This is a genomic window from Billgrantia ethanolica (genome assembly GCF_021404305.1).
In the GTDB taxonomy this organism is placed as follows: Bacteria; Pseudomonadota; Gammaproteobacteria; order Pseudomonadales; family Halomonadaceae; genus Halomonas; species Halomonas ethanolica.
Genome location: NZ_JABFTX010000004.1, coordinates 143,191 through 162,536, shown reverse-complemented (window position 1 = coordinate 162,536; position 19,346 = coordinate 143,191). Strand labels below are relative to the sequence as shown.

At 64.8% G+C, this 19,346-nt stretch carries 14 protein-coding genes; 10 read left to right on the top strand and 4 right to left on the bottom strand.

All coding sequences use genetic code 11. The features are described from left to right. Positions 1-71: 71 nt before the first annotated feature. Positions 72-1,811: a BCCT family transporter gene (locus HOP53_RS17320; protein ID WP_191222864.1), complete on the top strand. Its 1,740-nt coding sequence runs from the start codon at positions 72-74 to the stop codon at positions 1,809-1,811. A gap of 97 nt (positions 1,812-1,908) precedes the next feature. On the opposite strand, the gene HOP53_RS17315 is transcribed toward HOP53_RS17320, so the two are convergent. Next, a complete protein-coding gene (locus tag HOP53_RS17315; protein ID WP_234271193.1) occupies positions 1,909-2,775 on the bottom strand; it encodes a LysR family transcriptional regulator in 867 nt (288 codons plus the stop codon). A gap of 267 nt (positions 2,776-3,042) precedes the next feature. On the opposite strand from HOP53_RS17315, the gene HOP53_RS17310 reads away from it, so the two are divergent. From HOP53_RS17310 to HOP53_RS17270, 9 genes are all read left to right on the top strand, one after another. Then, entirely contained in the window at positions 3,043-4,494 is a 1,452-nt protein-coding gene (locus HOP53_RS17310) for a sodium:solute symporter family protein (RefSeq protein WP_234271192.1), read from the top strand. A gap of 142 nt (positions 4,495-4,636) precedes the next feature. After that, complete coding sequence (locus HOP53_RS17305) at positions 4,637-5,674, top strand: GlxA family transcriptional regulator (protein ID WP_234271191.1); 1,038 nt, start codon at positions 4,637-4,639, stop codon at positions 5,672-5,674. 268 nt (positions 5,675-5,942) lie between these two features. Continuing rightward, entirely contained in the window at positions 5,943-7,241 is a 1,299-nt protein-coding gene (glyA, locus tag HOP53_RS17300) for a serine hydroxymethyltransferase (protein WP_234271190.1), read from the top strand. 47 nt (positions 7,242-7,288) lie between these two features. Continuing rightward, positions 7,289-8,539 carry a sarcosine oxidase subunit beta family protein gene (locus tag HOP53_RS17295; protein WP_086510496.1) on the top strand — a complete coding sequence of 417 codons (1,251 nt, stop codon included), beginning with the start codon at positions 7,289-7,291 and terminating at the stop codon, positions 8,537-8,539. Between the two features lie 12 nt (positions 8,540-8,551). Further along, positions 8,552-8,944, top strand: a complete 393-nt coding sequence (locus HOP53_RS17290; protein ID WP_086510495.1) for a sarcosine oxidase subunit delta — start codon at positions 8,552-8,554, stop codon at positions 8,942-8,944. Further along, positions 8,941-12,003 carry a sarcosine oxidase subunit alpha family protein gene (locus HOP53_RS17285; RefSeq protein WP_234271189.1) on the top strand — a complete coding sequence of 1,021 codons (3,063 nt, stop codon included), beginning with the start codon at positions 8,941-8,943 and terminating at the stop codon, positions 12,001-12,003. Before HOP53_RS17290 ends, HOP53_RS17285 begins: the two co-directional genes overlap by 4 nt. Next, positions 11,996-12,646: a sarcosine oxidase subunit gamma gene (locus HOP53_RS17280; protein ID WP_234271188.1), complete on the top strand. Its 651-nt coding sequence runs from the start codon at positions 11,996-11,998 to the stop codon at positions 12,644-12,646. Before HOP53_RS17285 ends, HOP53_RS17280 begins: the two co-directional genes overlap by 8 nt. 85 nt (positions 12,647-12,731) lie before the next feature. Continuing rightward, positions 12,732-13,598, top strand: coding sequence for a formyltetrahydrofolate deformylase (purU, locus tag HOP53_RS17275; protein ID WP_234271187.1), 867 nt, complete (start codon positions 12,732-12,734; stop codon positions 13,596-13,598). An 87-nt stretch (positions 13,599-13,685) separates the two neighbouring features. Then, positions 13,686-15,740 carry a prolyl oligopeptidase family serine peptidase gene (locus HOP53_RS17270; RefSeq protein ID WP_234271186.1) on the top strand — a complete coding sequence of 685 codons (2,055 nt, stop codon included), beginning with the start codon at positions 13,686-13,688 and terminating at the stop codon, positions 15,738-15,740. Positions 15,741-15,747: 7 nt separating this feature from the next. On the opposite strand, the gene HOP53_RS17265 is transcribed toward HOP53_RS17270, so the two are convergent. From HOP53_RS17265 to HOP53_RS17255, 3 genes are all read right to left on the bottom strand, one after another. After that, positions 15,748-16,398: a TetR/AcrR family transcriptional regulator gene (locus HOP53_RS17265; protein ID WP_234271185.1), complete on the bottom strand. Its 651-nt coding sequence runs from the start codon at positions 16,396-16,398 to the stop codon at positions 15,748-15,750. 215 nt (positions 16,399-16,613) lie between these two features. Next, positions 16,614-18,659 carry an NADH:flavin oxidoreductase gene (locus HOP53_RS17260; RefSeq protein ID WP_234271184.1) on the bottom strand — a complete coding sequence of 682 codons (2,046 nt, stop codon included), beginning with the start codon at positions 18,657-18,659 and terminating at the stop codon, positions 16,614-16,616. Between the two features lie 81 nt (positions 18,660-18,740). Next, a complete protein-coding gene (locus HOP53_RS17255; protein ID WP_234271183.1) occupies positions 18,741-19,196 on the bottom strand; it encodes a thioesterase family protein in 456 nt (151 codons plus the stop codon). Positions 19,197-19,346: the final 150 nt, after the last annotated feature.

The window sequence follows — 19,346 nt, the reverse complement described above, 5'->3', positions numbered from 1 at the left end:
TGTCCACAGGCGCTTGTGGCAGACGCACTCGCCATGAACCGGCAATTACAATAACAGTGAGGTAGAGAACCGTGTCAAACAGCAAACCCCCACTCAGGAATCCGGGTGGCAACAAGGATCCTCTCGAACCCGTTGCGATACCCCGCTTCACCGGGCGAGATCTGCCCCCCATCGGAAGGCTGTTCATCCAGTTCACGCCCCCGCTGGCGATCGCGGCGCTCATCGTCATGGTGCTCAGCCGGCCCGACAGCGTGGCAGCCGTCATCTACGACCTGCGCACCTTCGTCACCGGCGGCTTTACCTGGCTATTCATTCTGTACTCGCTGTTTGCCGTGGCGGTATGCGCCTGGCTGGCGTTCAGCAAGATCGGCGCACGGGTGCGACTCGGTGGCCCGAAGGCCAAGCCGGAGTACAGCAATTTTGCCTGGTACTCGATGCTCTTCGCCTGCGGCCAAGGTATCGGGCTGATCTTCTGGTCGGTGGCGCAGCCCATCATGCTGCGTGACGAAAGTCCGGTCGTCCAGGGGTTGGCGGGGAACGAAGCGGGGGGTGGGCTCGTCTGGGCCTATTTCCACTGGGGCTTCACGGCATGGGCCATGTACTGTGTGGTGGCGGTCTGCCTGGCCTATTCGCATCACAACCTGGGCAAGACGCTGACGTTTCGTGAAGCGACCGTCGATATCCTGCCCCAGTGGGCGCGCGGCGGCGCCGGCGTGGTGGTGGAGCTACTGGCCATCATGGCCACGATCCTCGGCCTTTCCACCTCCTTTGCCTTTGCGGCGATGCAGTTCACTTCTGGCCTCACGTCCTTTACCGGAGTGACCTCGAGCCCCGGGGTCTGGCTGTTCGTCATCGTCGGGCTGGGTACCGCTGCGGCAGTCTCGGCCTTCTTTGGCATCAGCCGGGGGATGCGTATGATCAGCGAAACGAACTCGGTGCTCAGCGTCGTGCTGGTGGTGGCCGCCTTCGTCTTCGGCCCCACGCTGTTCATCATTTCCAACGTCACCCAGACGTTCGGCTCCTACTTCACCAATTTCATTCCGATGAGCTTCTGGACGGATGCCCCCAGTACCGCCCAGCCCTTGACCTCGTGGCAGGAGAGCTGGAACGGCTGGTGGACGGTGTTCATCTGGTGCTGGGTCATTGCCTTCTCACCCTTCGTTGCCGGCTTCATTGCGCGCATCTCCCGCGGCCGGACGCTGCGCGAGTTCGTGATCGGGGTCACCATTATTCCCTCCCTGATCGTCATGGTGTGGATCGGCGTACTCGGCTCCGCTGCCATCTATTACGATGACCTGACGGGGCGCGGGCTTTCAGCAGCGGTGAACGAGAACGTTGCCAGTGGCCTGTTCGTCATGCTGGAATCGATCCCTGTCGTTGGCGGTTTGCTGCTGGTGGTGGCGACGGTGCTGGTGGCGACCTACTACGTAACCTCGCTGGATGCCGGCACCTATGCGCTGGCCGACTTCGTCTCGGCGCCGAAACGGGCAGGGGCCTGGTTCCGCGTCGTCCTGGTGGCCAGCATCGGTGCGGTAGCCACCGTGCTGTTGACCCTGGGCGGCAGCGGCGTTGTCGATACGGTCCAGACCGGCACCATCATCGGCGCCTTCCCCTTTTCCATCGTCATCCTGTTGATGATCGTCAATACGATAAGGCGACTGCTCAGTCGGGACAGGGCGATCAAGGAGCTGGAAAAGGCGGTGAACGATCCCGACCCCAGCGTACAGCTCGACGTCGAAAGTGACGGTGAGTTCAAAGCCAGGATCAACGATGACGCCGGCTCGATCGGTTACCGTTCACGACCAACCTGAGTTACCGCGAAAGCGAGGCCCGATAGCCGTGTCACTCGGCTATCGGGCCAATTCGGCGCCTCCGCCGAACATTCGGTAGGGCATAACGGCCGAAACTTTATCCTATATTAGCGATGCCAGAGCGAAGAAAATCGAGTACATGCCGCGACGCCACGTTCAGCTCGCGCTCCTTGTAGTAAAGGCCGATGCATACCTGGCCCAGCTCGGGAAGGCTCTTCGAACTCGAGGCATGCTTCAAATGTTCGGGAATGACCGACCTGGCCATCGCCGTGATCCCCAGCCCCTCTTCCACGGCAGAAAAGATCCCTAACAAGCTGGTGCTCGTGTACATGAAGCGGAAAGGGTGGCGTTGGCTCTGAAGCGACTCTTCCATGATGGCGCGATAGACGCAGCCCTGCGGATAGGCGATCAGCGGAATAGGCTCGTCATAGCCATTGATGAGCCGACTGTCCTTGTAAACCCACTCCAGCGTCTCGAGCCGATAATCTCGGGCGTCCCGGTCGTCGTTCTCCTTGGCGTGCTCCATGGCCAAGGCAATGTCGTAATGTCCTTTCTGATACCGCTGGAGTATCACCTTGCTGATTTCACAGTCGACTTCCACGATGATGTTGGGATAGACACGTGAAAGATTTCTCAGTGCCTTGGGCAGGAAGGCCAGCTCGAAATCGTTGGGAATGCCAAGCCTGACCTTTCCAGAGACATTCTCCCCTCTGACCTTGGCGATGATCTGGTCGTTGATCTCCAGCATCTGGCGCGCGGCTTCGTAGAGGTATTCGCCATCCTCGGTCAGTTCCAGGCTTGCCCCCCGCAGGAATATCTTCGTATTCAGTATTTCTTCCAGCTTCTTGATCTGCAGGCTGATTGCCGGCTGTGAGCGGCCAAGAAATTCACCCGCGCTGGTAAAGCCACCCAGATCCTTGATGGTGACGAAGGTGCGCAGAAGGTCGGTGGGGATGTTGGTCATTGCGTTGCCATTTTGATCTTTTATGAACGCATTGTGCATTCAAATTGGTCGGCTTTCAGTGAGTAAAATAACTTGTTGATGCCGAGTGCGGCAACACGCAAGGCCGCGTCGTGAGCCAAACCAAGAACAAAGAGGTGTGCAAATGAATTCCTGGGTACTGAGCACCTTTCTGGTGCTGACCTGCTATATGCTTATACATTCAGGTGCGGTCTATCTCCGAAGAGAACTCAAGCGAAATTCAAGCAATAGCTCATTGAGGAGATAGCCGTGGACGCTTACAAGTTGTTCAATTGGGGCCTGCTTTTTCTAACCTTCGGCCTGCTGATCTATCTGGGCTATCTCTCATCGCGCTACATGAACAAGAGCGATGAGGGTGGCTTCTTGGTAGCGGGCCGCTCGCTGGGTGCCTTCGTGGCGGCAGGGACCATCGTCGCAACCGGCTTCAGCGGCTGGGGTTTCATGGGTTCCCCCGGTGTAACCTATCAGTTTGGTGCCATCGAGGTGCTTGGCAATTTTTTCTTCGCTCCTGCAATGATGATAGCCGTGCTTTACTTCGCACGCTTCCTGCAGCGCCGTGCCATTGAAATGGGCAGCAATACCATCCCTGAGTATATCGCCCAGCGCCACGGTGGCGGTTCGATGGGGCGGATGCTGCAGGGTGTGGCTGCTTTCATTACCATCCTGCTGCTACTCGTGTTCTTGACCAGCCAAATCAAGGCGGTAGGGCTGCTGGGGGCCAGCTGGCTGGGGATTGAGCTCAACCAAAGTGCTTTCTTGATGGTGTCGGTGATCATCGTCTACACCATGCTCGGCGGCTTGGCAGCCGTCGCCTGGACCGATACCGTCATGGTCTGCGGCATGGCGCTGGCCGCCGTCATCATCCTCGTACAGATTCTGACCTCTGTGGATCTTGGCACTTGGGAAGCTTCGCTGAACGCCATCGACCCTGAGCTGCTCAACCCTACGACGGGTGCACACTATGGCGACTCCATCGCGAACGTTTTCCTGGTGCTGCCGTACGCTTTCCTGTTTGCTGCCGTCCTGCCCTATATGGCGATCCGCTTCTTGGCCATGAGGCCTGACGTCAAACTACACAAGGTAGGCGTCTACGTCGCCATTCTCGGAGCGTTGCTAAGCCTGATCCCCATCGTCGGGCTCTACGTTCGCATGCACGTACCGGATTTGGCCGACCCTGACATGGCCATGCCGGTCTATCTCGAGCAGTTCATGCATCCGGCCATTCAGGGCATCATTACGCTCTTCATCATTTTTGCCATGAAATCCACGGCCAACTCGTTGCTCCACACGGTAGCCTCGGCGACCTCGCATGACCTGCGTCTCTCGCTGTTTGGGCCGGTCTCCAGCGAACGCCTGGCCTTGGCGATCAACCGGGCCGCAGTGGTGGCTCTCGGGCTGCTAGCCCTGTTGATGATGCTCTACGCCCCGCCATTTATGCTCTCCTGGCTGGGTATTCTGGGCTCCGGCACCCTCTTAGCCAGTATGATCGGGCCGGTATTCATCTCCACTTTCTGGCAAGGCAGTGCCTGGGGCGCTCTCATCGCCATGCTGGTGGGGTTCTTTACCAGCGGCTACATGATGCTGTTCGCCGATGTAGGTTGGCTGATCGGGCCGCTGACAGGATGCGTGGCCTCGTCAGTTTGTTATGTCGGCGTCTCTCTCATGGCGCGGCAGTTTTCCTTAAGCCAGCGACTCTCCTGAGACTGCCAACGTCTCCGGCTCATTGTCGGAGACGTTGGTCCGGGTTCACGGCGCTGCCCCTTGCCTGCCACGTGAAATCCGATAGAGTCGAGGCGACGGGCTTGGTTCGTCCCCCGGTGCCCTTCGCGATGCAGGAGTTGTCATGAATCTTCCTCTCAGGGGCGAGCCCCTCTCGGTCGGCTTCGTCCTGCTGCACCGCTTCACGCTGCTGCCGTTTGCCGCCTTCGTCGACTGCCTGCGCCTGGCCGCCGACGAGGGTGACCGCAGCCGCCAGCTGCGCTGCCACTGGACCTTCATGACCAGCACGGGGGAGCAGGCCACTTCCAGCTGCGGGGCGGCGATCTCGCCCTGCGAGCCCTTCCGCGATCCGGCGAGCTTCGATTACATCGTGGTGATCGGCGGGGTGCTGGACGAGCGCGACCGCGTGGACTCCACGGCGCTGGCCTATCTGCGTCGCTCGGCGGATGCCGGGGTGCCGCTGGTCGGGCTGTGCACCGGGGTCTTTGCGCTGATTCAGGCGGGTCTGATGAAGGGCCGCCGTTGCTGCGTGAGCTGGTATCACCACCGTGACATGATCCAGCGTTTCCCGGCCATCGAGCCCGTCGCCGATCGTCTGTTCATCGACGACGGCGACCGCCTCACCTGTGCCGGCGGTGCGGCGGGAGCGGACCTGGCTGCCTATCTGATCGAGCGTCACCTGGGCAAGGCGTGGGCGATGAAGAGTCTTCATATCATGCTGCTCGACGAGGCGCGAACGGGAGTTCACCCCCAGCCCCAGCCGGTGGTGTTCGGCAAGATCGAGGATCGCGTGGTGCGCAAGGCCATTGCGCTGCTCGAGCAGCACCTGGGGGAGATGATCTCCATGGAGGTGCTGGCCGAGCGGGTCGGCACCTCACGCCGTAATCTGGAGCGCCGTTTCAAGGAGACGCTCGGCGTCAGCCCGCAGAAGTTCTCCCGCGACCTGCGCCTGCGCTACGGCGTGTGGCTGTTGCACTACACCGGCAAGAGCATCACCGAAATCGGTGAGCGCTGCGGCTTCGCCGATACCGCCCACTTCTCGCGCCACTTTCGCAGCGCCTTCGGCATGACGCCGTCGGAAATGCGCAAGAGCGTCGGCGAGCCGGGAGGCGCCCGGGTCGATCCCTTCTTCCTGCACGTCGAGGGCCGTCCGGCGCTCTGAGCCGGCCTGCTCCACTCGTCCGCCTCATGCGGCTTTGAGCGCACCTCCTCGGCGCGTGCTCCATCAGTCCGAGCCAATATGCCAGGGCGGCCGGCCCGACTCGGACATTCAGCAAGCCTGTCGCATTCGTTCAATCTTTCCTGCTCCCGGTTGCCTTTAATCCAAGCATAAGGATTTCAAATTTTTCACCTGGGCAGGTAGCCGATAGATTCGAGGCAAGCCCTGCCGATACCAGACAACAGATAGCAGACAACAACAGGAGTCAGTCATGAATCAGGTTGGTCTCGCCGCATTCGATTCTCAGGTTGCCGCCGCCATTGCCGACGAAGTGGCCCGCCAGGAGGCCCATGTCGAGCTGATCGCCTCTGAGAACTACGCCAGCCGGGCCGTAATGGAGGCCCAGGGCACCCAGTTGACCAACAAGTACGCCGAGGGCTACCCGGGCAAGCGCTACTACGGCGGCTGCGAGCACGTCGACGTGGTCGAGAAGCTCGCCATCGAGCGTGCCTGCGACTTGTTCGGCGCCGACTACGCCAACGTGCAGCCCCACTCCGGTGCCCAGGCCAACGCCGCCGCCTTCATGGCCTTGGTAAAGCCCGGCGACACCGTGCTCGGCATGAGCCTGGCCCACGGCGGCCACCTGACTCACGGTGCGGCGCCCAACTTCTCCGGCAAGCACTACCACGCGGTGCAGTACGGCCTGAATCCCGAGACCGGCGAGATAGACTACGAGGAAGTCGAGCGGCTGGCACGCAGCCACAAGCCCAAGCTGATCATTGCCGGCTTCTCTGCCTACTCCCGTGTGGTCGACTGGCGCCGCTTCCGCAACATCGCCGATGAGGTCGGTGCCTGGCTGATGGTGGACATGGCTCATGTGGCGGGCCTGGTTGCCGCCGGTCTCTACCCCAGCCCGATTCCCCATGCCCACGTGGTCACCACCACCACCCACAAGACCCTGCGCGGTCCGCGCGGCGGCCTGATCCTCTCCGCCCATGGCGATGCGGAACTGTACAAGAAGCTCAACGGTGCGGTGTTCCCCGGCCAGCAGGGCGGTCCGCTGATGCACGTGATCGCGGCCAAGGCGGTGGCCTTCAAGGAGGCCATGAACCAGGCTTTCGTGCAGTACCAGCAGCGCGTGATCGACAACGCCCGCGCCATGGCCACGGTATTCGTCGAGCGCGGCTACGACGTGGTGTCCGGCGGCACCGACGACCATCTCTTCCTGGTCTCGCTGATTCGCCAGGGCGTGACCGGCAAAGACGCCGATGCGGCGCTGGGCCGGGCCCACATCACCGTCAACAAGAATGCCGTGCCCAACGACCCGCAGAGCCCGTTCGTGACGTCCGGCCTGCGTATCGGCACCCCGGCGGTAACCTCGCGTGGCTTCGACGTGGCCGACTGCGAGGCCCTGGCCGGCTGGATCTGCGACATCCTCGACGTGCTGGCCGAGCAGGGCAACACCGATGCCGTGGAGGACGAGGTGCGCGCCAAGGTCGCCGAGCTGTGCGAGCGCCACCCGGTCTACGGCGCCGCTCCGGCCGCGGTAGAAGAAACCGCCACCGCCTGAATGTATGAAATCGGCCCCCTCGGCGGGGCCGGTCGAGGAGAGACGAGATGCAACGCTATTCAGGATTCGGGCTGGCCAAGCACGCCCTCAGTCACCACGAGAACTGGGAGCGCCAGTGGCGCAACCCCACCCCCAAGAAGCAGTACGACGTGATCATCGTCGGCGGCGGCGGCCACGGCCTGGCCACCGCCTACTACCTGGCCAAGGAGCACGGCATCAAGAACGTGGCGGTGGTCGAGAAGGGCTGGCTGGGCGGCGGCAACACCGCGCGCAACACCACCATCGTGCGCTCCAACTACCTGTGGGACGAAGCCGCGGCGCTCTACGAGCACGCCATGAAGCTGTGGGAGGGGCTCTCCCAGGATCTCAACTACAACGTGATGTTTTCCCAGCGTGGGGTCATGAACCTCGGCCACACCCTGCAGGACATGCGCGACATCCAGCGCCGGGTCAACGCCAACCGCCTCAACGGTATCGACGGTGAGGTGCTCACTCCCGAGCAGATCCAGGAGATCGTGCCGATCATGGACTGCTCGAAGAACGCCCGCTATCCGATCCTCGGTGCCTCCTGGCAGCCGCGCGCCGGCGTGGCGCGTCACGATGCCGTGGCCTGGGGCTTCGCCCGCGCCGCCGACGCGCTGGGCGTCGACCTGCTGCAGAACACCGAGGTCACCGGCTTCAAGATCCGCGATGGCCGGGTCTACGGCGTGCACACCAACCGCGGCGACATCGAAGCCAAGACCGTCGGCTGCGTGGCGGCGGGCAACTCCGGCGTACTGGCGAAGATGGCCGGTTTCCGCCTGCCGCTGGAGTCGCATCCGCTGCAGGCGCTGGTTTCCGAGCCGCTCAAGCCGGTGCTCGACACCGTGGTGATGTCCAACCACGTGCACGGCTACATCAGCCAGACCGACAAGGGCGACCTGGTCATCGGCGCGGGCATCGACGGCTACAACGGTTACGGCCAGCGCGGCAGCTACCCCACCATCGAGCACACCCTGCAGGCCATCGTCGAGATGTTCCCGATCTTCTCGCGGGTGCGCATGAACCGCCAGTGGGGCGGCATCGTCGACACCTGCCCGGACGCCTGCCCGATTCTCTCGGCCACGCCGGTGAAGGGCCTGTTCTTCAACTGTGGCTGGGGTACCGGTGGCTTCAAGGCCACGCCGGGCTCGGGTCATGTGTTCGCCTGGACCCTGGCCAAGAACCAGGCTCACCCGCTTGCGGCTCCGTTCTCCATCGACCGTTTCCATACCGGTGCTCTCGTCGACGAGCACGGTGCGGCCGGCGTTGCTCACTAAGGAGGCATACCCATGTTTCTGATCTACTGCCCCTACTGCGAGGAGCATCGCGAGGAAGAGGAGTTTCGTCCCAAGGGCCAGGCACACATCGTCCGCCCCAAGGACCCCGAAGCCTGCAGCGACGAGGAGTGGGGCGACTACCTGTTCTTCCGTGACAACCCGCGCGGCATCCACCACGAAATGTGGGTGCACGCCGTCGGTTGTCGCAAGTTCTTCAACGTCACGCGCAATACCGTGACCTACGAGATTCTCGAAACCTACAAGATGGGTGAGCGGCCCCGTATCACCGCCGAGAGCCTGGCGAGTGGCGAAATCCAAGGCAACGTGCAGGTGGCCGGCGGCGGACAACAGACCGTGGGCGCCAGCAACGCTGCGGTAGAAGCGGTCAAGGGGGAGCAGGCATGAGCAAGTCCGTGACACAGCCGAATCGTCTCAACGAGGGCGGGCGTATCGATCGCTCGCGCAAGCTCGGCTTCACCTTCAACGGCCAGCACTATCAGGGCCATGCCGGTGACACCCTGGCCTCGGCGTTGCTGGCCAACGGCGTGGATATCGTCAACCGCAGCTTCAAGTACTCGCGCCCGCGTGGCATCGTTGCCGCCGGCGCCGAGGAGCCCAACGCGCTGGTCCAGTTGGGCAGCACCGAAGCCGCCCAGGTGCCCAACGTGCGTGCCACCCAGCAGGCGCTGTTCGACGGCCTCGTGGCGCGCAGCACCAACGGCTGGCCGAACGTACAGCGCGACGTCATGAGTCTGGTGGGCAAGCTGGGCGGGCGCTTCATGCCGCCGGGCTTCTACTACAAGACCTTCATGGCACCGGCCTCCATGTGGATGACCTACGAGAAGTACATCCGCAAGGGCGCAGGTCTGGGCCGTAGCCCCATGGAAGCCGATCCGGACAGCTACGATCACCTCAACCAGCACTGCGACCTGCTGGTGATCGGCGCCGGCCCCGCCGGCCTGGCGGCGGCGCTGACCGCAGCCCGCAGCGGCGCGCGGGTGATCCTGGCCGACGAGCAGGAAGAGATGGGCGGTTCGCTGCTCGACAGCCGTGAACTGCTCGACCAGCAGCCGGCCGCCAAGTGGGCGGAGCGCGTGCTGGAGGAGCTTGCCGGGCTGGACAACGTCACGCTGCTGCCCCGCACCACCGCCAACGGCTACCACGACCACCATTTCGTCACGCTGCACGAGCGACGCACGGAGCACCTGGGCGAGACGGCACCGCTGGTCGACGGCCATCGTGGCGTGCGTTCGCGCATGCACCGTGTGCGTGCCGGTCAGGTGCTGCTGGCCACCGGCGCCCACGAGCGTCCGCTGGTCTACGCCAACAACGACGTGCCGGGCAACCTGCTGGCCGGCGCGGTGTCCACCTACATCCGCCGCTACGGCGTGGTGCCGGGCAACAAGCTGGTGCTCTCCACCAGCAACGATCACGCCTATCGCGCCGCGCTCGACTGGGTCGAAGCGGGGCGTGAGGTGGTGGCCATCGTCGACGCCCGTGCCAATCCGCAGGGCGACTGGATCGACGCCGCCAAGGCCAAGGGCATTCGTATCATCACCGGCAGCGCGGTGATCGAGGCCAAGGGCGAGAAGCGCGTCAGCGCGGCCCGCGTGGCCAAGATCGACCTCGACGCCTTCAAGGTCACCGGCCAGGCCGAGACCCTGGCTTGCGACACCATCGCCAGCTCCGGCGGTTACAGCCCGGTGATCCATCTGGCCTCGCACACCGGTGCGCGGCCGACCTGGAACGAAGAGATCCTCGGCTTCGTGCCCAGCCTGGTGAAAGGCGTACATGCTGCCGGTAGCGCCCGTGGCATCCACGACCTGGCCGCAGGCATGGCCGATGGCGTGGCCATGGCCGCCCAGTCGCTGGAAGCACTGGGGCAATCGGCCAAGGCGGTCGAGCTGCCGCAGGTCGACGCCCGCCGCGAAGGGCCGGCCTGTGCGCTGTATCAGGTGCCTCACGAGAAGCCGACCCTGCGTGCGCCCAAGCAGTTCGTCGATCTGCAGAACGACGTCACCGCCGGGGGCATCGAGCTGGCGACGCGCGAAGGCTTCGAGTCCATCGAGCACGTCAAGCGCTACACCGCCATGGGCTTCGGTACCGACCAGGGCAAGCTCGGTAACATCAACGGCATGGCCATCGCCGCACGCTGCCTGGGCAAGACGATTCCCGAGGTGGGCACCACGGTGTTCCGCCCCAACTACACCCCGGTCACCTTCGGCGCCATCGCCGGCCGCCACTGCCGCGACCTGTTCGACCCCGAGCGCTACACCGCACTGCACCAGTGGCACGTGGAGAATGGCGCCGAGTTCGAGGATGTCGGCCAGTGGAAGCGCCCCTGGTACTTTCCACAAGTACGCCCCGGGTCGGCCAACGGCGAGCGCGAGAGCATGGCGGAGGCGGTAGCCCGCGAGTGCCGCGCGGTGCGCGAGAAGGTCGGCATCCTCGATGCCTCGACTCTCGGCAAGATCGACATCCAGGGCCCCGACGCGCGCGAGTTCCTGGGTCGCGTCTACACCAACAAGTGGGAGAAGCTGGCCGTCGGCAAGTGCCGCTACGGGCTGATGTGCAAGGACGACGGCATGGTCACCGACGACGGCGTGACCAGCTGCCTGGCCGACAACCACTTCCTGATGACCACCACCACCGGCGGCGCCGCCGCGGTGCTGGAGTGGCTGGAACTGTGGCACCAGACCGAATGGCCCGAGCTCAACGTGACCTTCACCTCGGTGACTGATCACTGGGCGACCATGACGATCACCGGACCCGAGGCGCGTAACCTGCTGGCCGAGATCACCGACATCGATCTCGACCGCGACACGTTCAAGTTCATGGACTGGCGCGAAGGCAAGGTCGCCGGGGTACCGGCGCGGGTGTTCCGCATCTCCTTCACCGGCGAGCTGACCTACGAGATCAACGTCCAGGCCAACTACGCCATGCACGTGTGGAAGGCGCTGTTCAGCCACGGCGAGAAGTACGGTCTCACGCCTTACGGCACCGAGACCATGCACGTGCTGCGCGCGGAGAAGGGCTTCATCATCGTCGGTCAGGACACCGACGGCTCGGTGACGCCGGAAGACCTGGGCATGCAGTGGTGCGTGGGCTACGACAAGCCGTACTCGTGGATCGGCAAGCGCGCGCTGACGCGCAGCGACACCCGCCGCACGGACCGCAAGCAGTTGGTCGGTCTCAAGCCCAAGGACCCGAAGGTGGTGCTGGAGGAGGGCGCGCAGATCGTCTTCGACCCGAAGCACGCCATTCCCATGCCGATGGCGGGCCACGTGACCTCGAGCTACTACAGCCCGACCCTGGACTCAGGCTTCGCCCTGGCCGTGGTCAAGGGCGGTCAGCAGAAGATAGGTGAGACCGTCTACCTGCCCATGGCCGACGGCCAGGTCCATGAGGCCGAAATCGTCAGCCCGATCTTCGTCGATCCCAAGGGAGAGCGCCAGAATGTCTAACCCTGTCGTTGCCAAGGCCCGTACCTTCGATACCCGCACCGAAGCCAACATCCCGGTGGAATCGCCGCTGGCCTACTCCTACCAGCGTGCGGGGGCTCCGGCCCCCAGCGCCAAGAGCCGCGTGGTGCTGCGCGAGCGGGCCATGCTCGGTCATCTGATCCTGCGCGGCGGCGCCATCGTGCTCGACGAAGCGGTGCGCGCGGTGCTCGGCTTCGGCCTGCCGGCGCGGCCCAACACCCTCAGCCACAGCGAGGATGGCGCGCGGTCGATCCAGTGGCTCTCGCCCGACGAGTGGCTGTTGATCGTACCCGGTGGCGAAGAGTTCGAGCTGGAGGGCGAGCTGCGCAACGCCCTGGGCGATGCCCACTACGCCATCGTCAACGTCAGCGGTGGCCAGACGCTCATTGAGCTGTCGGGCGAGAAGGCACGTGAGCTGCTGATGAAGTCGACGCCCAGCGACGTGCACCCCGAGGCCTTCCCGGTGGGCAAGGGCGTGACCGCGGTGTTCGCCAAGACCAACCTGATCCTGCGCCGCCCCACGGAAACCCGCTGGGAACTGGTGCTGCGCCGCAGCTTCTCCGACTACTGCTATCGTTGGCTGCTGGACGCCGGCGCCGAGTATGCCATCGGCGTGGAGCGGTGACACGACATCGCGTTTGCCAGGCGCGCTTGGCCGGGGTGTCCCCGGCCCTTTTTCCACTCGCCGCCGGAGCGCCGGAGGGAGCAGCATGAAGCGACACGACGACATCTGGATCATGGCCGCGCAGTGCCCCAGCCGCCTGGGCACCGTGGACGTGGTGACCCGCTTCCTCAAGGAGCGGCGCTGCTACATCACCGAGCAGCAATCCTTCGACGACCGCCTGAGCGGCCAATTCTTCATCCGCACCGAGTTTCGCCCCGAGGAGGCCGGCTTCGACGCCGACACCTTCCAGGCGGGCTTCGCCGAGCGGGCCGCCGAGTTCGACATGCGCTTCGAGCTGACGCCGCCGGGGCGGCTGATGCCGGTGGTGATTATGGTCTCCAAGGCCGACCACTGCCTCAACGACCTGCTCTATCGCTACCGTACCGGGCAGTTGCCCATCGACATCCGCGCCATCGTCTCCAACCATCCCGACCTGGCGTCGCTGGCGGAGTGGCACGGCATCCCCTATCACCATTTCCCGATCACCGCCGAGACCAAGGCCGAGCAGGAGGCCCAGGTGTGGCGGGTGGTGGAGGAGAGCGGCGCCGAGCTGGTGATCCTGGCGCGCTACATGCAGGTACTGTCGAGCGAGATGTGCACCCGGCTCTCCGGCCGGGCGATCAACATCCATCACTCGCTGCTGCCCGGCTTCAAGGGCGCGCGCCCTTACCATCAGGCCTACGACAAGGGCGTCAAGCTGGTCGGCGCCACCGCCCACTACATCAACGACGACCTCGACGAGGGGCCGATCATCACCCAGGGCGTCGAGCCGGTCAGTCATGCCGACTACCCGGAGGACCTGGTCGCCAAGGGCCGCGACATCGAATGCCTGACTCTGGCTCGGGCGGTGGCCCTGCACGTGGAGCGCCGAGTCTTCCTGCATGCCAGTCGCACGGTGATCTTCGAGCGCTGATCGCCATCTGTCATGCCGTTTACATTGAGTCCCTGGCCATAGCGGGCTAGCTTGGTGGGCAAAACGACTGCCCACCAGGAGACCCGCATGGCTGCCCCCTTCGACGAGCACGACCCGTACCTGTGGCTGGAAGAGGTCGAGGGCGAACGCGCCCTGGCCTGGGTCGAGCAGCGCAATGCCGAGAGCCAGGCCAGGCTCGCCGATGCGCCGGGCTTCGCCGCGCTGCGCGACGACCTGCAGGCGATCCTCGAGGCCGACGACCGCATCCCCTTCGTGGTCAAGCGCGGCGAGCACTTCTACAACTTCTGGCAGGACCGCGACCACCCCCGTGGGCTGTGGCGACGTACCACGCTCGAGGAGTACCGCAAGGCGCGGCCCGAGTGGGAGGTGCTGATCGACCTCGACGCGCTCAACGCCGAGGAGGGCGAGAACTGGGTATGGCACGATGCCCACTGCCTGCGCCCCGAATCGCCCGACGCGCCCTGGCGCCACTGCCTGGTGTCGCTCTCCCGCGGCGGTGCCGATGCCGACGTCACCCGCGAGTTCGACCTGGTCGAGAAGCGCTGGGTCGAAGCGGGCTTCTACCGCCCCGAGGCCAAGGGCGGCCTGGGCTGGATCGACCGCGACACGGTCTACGTCCAGACCGACTTCGGCGAAGGCTCGATGACCCGCTCCGGCTACCCGCGCATCGTCAAGCAGTGGCGGCGCGGCACGCCGATGGCCGACGCCGAGGCGGTGTTCGAGGCCGAGCCCGACGACATGGCCGTAGGCGCCGCGCACGACTCCACCCCCGGCTTCGAGCGCGACTTCGTCAGCCGCGCCCGGGCCTTCTACGACAACGAGCTCTATCTGCGCCAGGCCGACGGCAGCCTCACCCGTATCGAGGTGCCCAATTCTGCCCACAAGCAGGTGCACCGCGAGTGGCTGATGATCGAGCTGCGCGAGCCCTGGGAGGTGGCGGGCACCACCCATCCCGCCGGCGCGCTGCTGATCGCCGACTTCGACGCCTTCATGGGCGGCGAACGCGAGCTGCGCGTACTGTTCACCCCCACCGAACGCACCTCGCTCTCCGATGTCACCTGGACCCGCCGCTACCTGATCCTCAACGTGCTCGACGACGTCAAGCACCGACTCTACGTGCTCACCCCGAGCGAAGGCCAGTGGCAGCCCGAGCCGCTGGCGGGCGTGCCGACGCTGGGCAGCGTCAGCGTGAGCGCGGTGGACGACGAGGAGAGCGACGAGGTGTTCGTCATCGTCAGCGACTACCTCACACCCACCACGCTGCTGCACGGTCGGGTCGGCGAGGGGCTCGAGACGCTCAAGCAGGCGCCGGCGCTGTTCGACGCCGAGGGGCTCGAGGTGACCCAGCACTTCGCCACCAGCCGCGACGGCACGCCGATTCCCTACTTCCAGGTGGCGAAGCGCGATCTCGAGCCCAGCGGCGAGCATCCGACTCTGCTCTACGGCTACGGCGGCTTCGAGGTGCCGCTGCTGCCCGGCTACAGCCCCGGGGTGGGGCGCGCCTGGCTCAGCCAGGGCGGCGTCTACGTGGTGGCCAACATCCGCGGCGGCGGCGAGTACGGCCCGCGCTGGCACCAGGCGGCGCTGCGCGAGAAACGCCACAAGGCATTCGAGGACTTCGCCGCGGTGGCAGAGGATCTCATCGAACGCGGCGTCACCTCAGCACGGCGGCTGGGCATCCAGGGCGGTTCCAACGGCGGCCTGCTGGTGGGCAATATGCTCACCCGCTACCCGCAGCTGCTCGGCGCCGTGGTGTGCCAGGTGCCGCTGCTCGACATGCGCCGCTATCACTTGCTGCTGGCCGGCGCCTCGTGGATGGCCGAGTACGGCGACCCAGAGAGCGACGACTGGGAGTTCCTGCGCGATGTCTCGCCCTACCACAACCTCGATCCCGAGGCGGATTACCCGCCCATGCTGCTGATGACCAGCACCCGCGACGACCGCGTCCACCCCGGCCACGCGCGCAAGATGATGGCGCGCATGAGCGAGCAGGGGCATCGGGTGCTCTACTACGAAAACATCGAAGGCGGCCACGGTGGTGCGGCCGACAACCGCCAGCGCGCCCATATGCAGGCACTGGCGTTCACGTTTCTCGGCCAGACGTTGGCGGGGGCGGAATAGGGCCCGGTCAGCCGGAGTGGGAGAGCGCTTCCACCTCAACGCCATGCCGGGCCTGGAAGCGCTGCAGCTCGCGGGGCTGTGGCGCCTGCCCGGTGAAGATCTCGACGTAGGCGGGAATGCGCTGCATGCGGACCTCGAGTGCCTCCTGGGTCTTCATCGAGATGTAGCCGATCTGGGTCAGGTAGATGGTGCGGCCGCGCACGTTGGCCGCCAGCGGCTCGAAGCCGAAGCGTTCGAACATGCGGGTCAGCGCCTCGATGCGCGCTTCGTCGGCGTCGTCGATCTCCCTGGCTACCGCTTCCGACTGCAGCGCCCAGCTGCGCATGGCGAACTCCAGCGGGGAGTCGAAGAGCTCGGGGTTCAGCCAACAGTCGAAGACGTTGAGGATCGCCTCGGTAATGCTCTCGGCGTAGGCTTCGGTCTGCCGCACCAGGCCTTGGGTATTCTTCTCCCGCCAGCGTTCGATCAGGGCATCGAGCAGCGCCTCGCGATCCTTGAAGAACCAGTAGAAACTGGTGCGCGAGACATCGAGCCGCTTGGCCAGCGGCAGGATACGCACGCTATCCACGCCGGAGTCGAGCAGCAGCTCGAAGGCGGCGTCGAGCCAGGCCTCGCGGGAGCCTTTCCATTTTGCATCGCTGTCAGTGGCGGTTCGCATCTCGGCGCTCTCTCCTTTCACTAGGCCTTTTCGAAAAGTCGTCGAGCGCAGGCCAGGGCTAGGCCCGTTCCCTACGGGCCAACGCACTTCCCACATCCCTGTGGGTCGCAAGGCAAAAATCGGTGAAAAGACGGAGTTTACGTGGTGTAAATGAGTACTTTAAGCCGATTTTTAACGCCGTATGGGCAAGCGCAGGCACTTTTCGTAAAGCGCCTTTAGATATCCTTCACCAGCCGTAGTGCATCATAGATTGCCGCGTGGGTATTGCGCGACGAAACGGCGTCGCCGATGCGAAACAGCTGGAAGCGGCCTTGCGGGTTGCGCACGACCGCCTGGGGCCCGCCGGCGATCAGGTCGTCGTAGTCTACCTCGCCGCCGTTGCTCGAGTGCGCCTTGAGCTCGAAGTAGACGTCCGCCATCGGCGTGATGCCGTAGTTGACCACCACCTGGTTGATGCGCCGCTCCTGGTCCGGCTGTCCGCTGGTGGCATAGTCACTGGTAATCCCGGCAAGCAGCTCGCCGCCGTCGCGCTGCACCGACTTCAGCCGGTAGGTCGGGGTAAAGGTGACGTTGGGGCGCTGCAGCGAGCGCATGTAGGGCACCAGGTTCATGGCCATGATTTCCGCCGAGAAGGTGCGGTCGGGGGTCATGATCTCGAGCTCGGCGCCGCTCGCGGCGATGATCTCCGCCGCCTGCATGGCGGCATGATCGCCGGCGTCGTCGAACAGCAGCACGCGTTTGCCCGGCGCCACGTGGCCGGAGAGAATATCCCAGGTGTTGACCACCAGCTCATGGCCGACCGCGGGCTGGTCCTCCATGGGATAGCCGCCGGTGGCCACGATCACCACGTCCGGCTGCTCGGCGAGCACGTCCTCGACCTCGGCCCAGACGTTGTAGCGAATCTCGACGCCGAGCGCCTCGCAGCGCGCCAGGCGCCAGTCGATGATGCCCAGCATCTCGCGGCGGCGCTCGCTCTGGGCAGTGAGACGCACCTGACCGCCGGCGTCGCTGGCGGCTTCCAGCACCACCACGTCATGGCCCCGTTCACCGGCGACGCGGGCGGCCTCGAGCCCCGCGGGGCCGGCGCCGACGATCACCACCCGACGCTTTTGCGCCGCCTTGGGGATGCTGTGGGGCATGCTGGTTTCGCGCCCGGTGGCGGCGTTGTGGATGCAGTAGGCGGCACCGCCCTGGTAGATGCGGTCGAGGCAGTAGTTGGCGCCGACACAGGGGCGGATCTCCTCTTCGCGCCCCTCGACGATCTTGCGCACGATGTGGGGGTCGGCCATGTGGGCGCGGGTCATACCGATCATGTCGACCTTGCCCGAGGCGATGGCGTAGCGGGCGGTGGCCACGTCCTGGATCTTTGCGCCGTGGAAGGTGGGGAAGTCGACCTGGCGCTTGATCTCGCCGGCGAAGTCGAGGTGCGGGGCGCTGGGCATGCCCTGGATGGGGATCACGTCGGTGAGCCCCGCGTCGGTGTCGATGTGACCGCGCACCACGTTGAGAAAATCGATCAGGCCGCTCTCCTTCAGGCGCCGTGATATCGCCATGCCGTCGCTGGCCGTCAGCCCGCCTTCCAGCATCTCGTCGCCGGTGTAGCGCACGCCGACGATGAACTCGCTACCGACCCGCTGGCGAATGGCACGCAGCACGTCGAAGGTGAAGCGCAGCCGGTTGTCCAACTCGCCACCGTAGGGTCCCTCGAGGGTATTGGTCAGCGGTGACCAGAACTGGTCCATCAGGTGGCCGTAGGCCTGCAGCTCGATGCCGTCGAGGCCGGCGGCGTGCATGCGCTCGGCGGCATCGGCGTAGTCGCGGATCAGGCGCTCGATGTCCCACTCCTCGACCTGTTTGGGGAAGGCGCGGTGGGCCGGTTCGCGGCGGTGGCAGGCCGATACCGCCGGCAGCCAGTCGCCCTTGTCCCAGCGGGTGCGCCGGCCCAGGTGAGTGAGCTGGATCATCACCGCAGTGCCGTGCTCGTGGCAGGCATCGGCGAGTTCCCGCAGCCACGGCACCACCTCGTCCTTGTAGGCCAGGATGTTGTTGAACACCGGTGGGCTGTCCTTGGCCACCGCCGCGGAGCCGGCGGTCATGGTCAGGCCAAGGCCGGCCCTGGCTCGCTCGACGTGGTAGGCACGATAGAGCGCCTTGGGCATGCCGTCCTCGGGATAGGCCGGCTCGTGGGAGGTCAGCATGAGCCGGTTCCTGAGGGTCAGGTGCTTGAGCTGAAAGGGTTGCAGCAGCGGATCGTTGGCCATGCCCGGGCCTCCATCTTGTTGTCTGTCCGACAACAGTAGATGTTTGTGTACACTAGTGTCAATTAAGTGTTCAGGTGTGTCTTACCTCGGGATGCCGATACGCCTCCCGGCCGCCGTCGGCCAGGCGTCGGGCTCGGCCTGCGGCAGCGCATCGATGGCTTCGAACACGCCGGACGGAAAGGGCGCGGGGCGGTGGCTGCCCGTGTCGATACCCATCAGCATCTGCTCGCTGGTGGCCAGCGTCTCGCCGGCTTCGTCGCTCATGGTGAAGAAGACGTGTAGGCGCTTGGCGTCGCGGTCGAGCAGCCGCACCTCGACGGCCAGCGCCTGTCCCTGGTGAGCTTCGCGCCGGTAGCAGAGGTGGGTTTCCAGGGTGAAGAGCGTGTAGGCCTGGCGCTCGCGGCCCTCGGCATCGAGGCCGATCCGCTCCATCAGGGTGTCCACCGCCAGCGAGAAGACGCGGGCGTATTCGGCATCGTTCATGTGGCCGTTGTAGTCGACCCACTCCGGGGCGACCCGGGTCGTCAGCAGTTTCATTGTCGTTCACCCGAGTTGAATGTTTCTATCTGTAGTCAGTGCGGCGAGGCCGGCCGAGCGGTTTGCCAGGAATCGCTCGCAACACCGGAAATGTAACTGTCCACAGTCGAAATAGCGCTGAAAAGCAATCCTGAGGTAATTCTGGCTTTC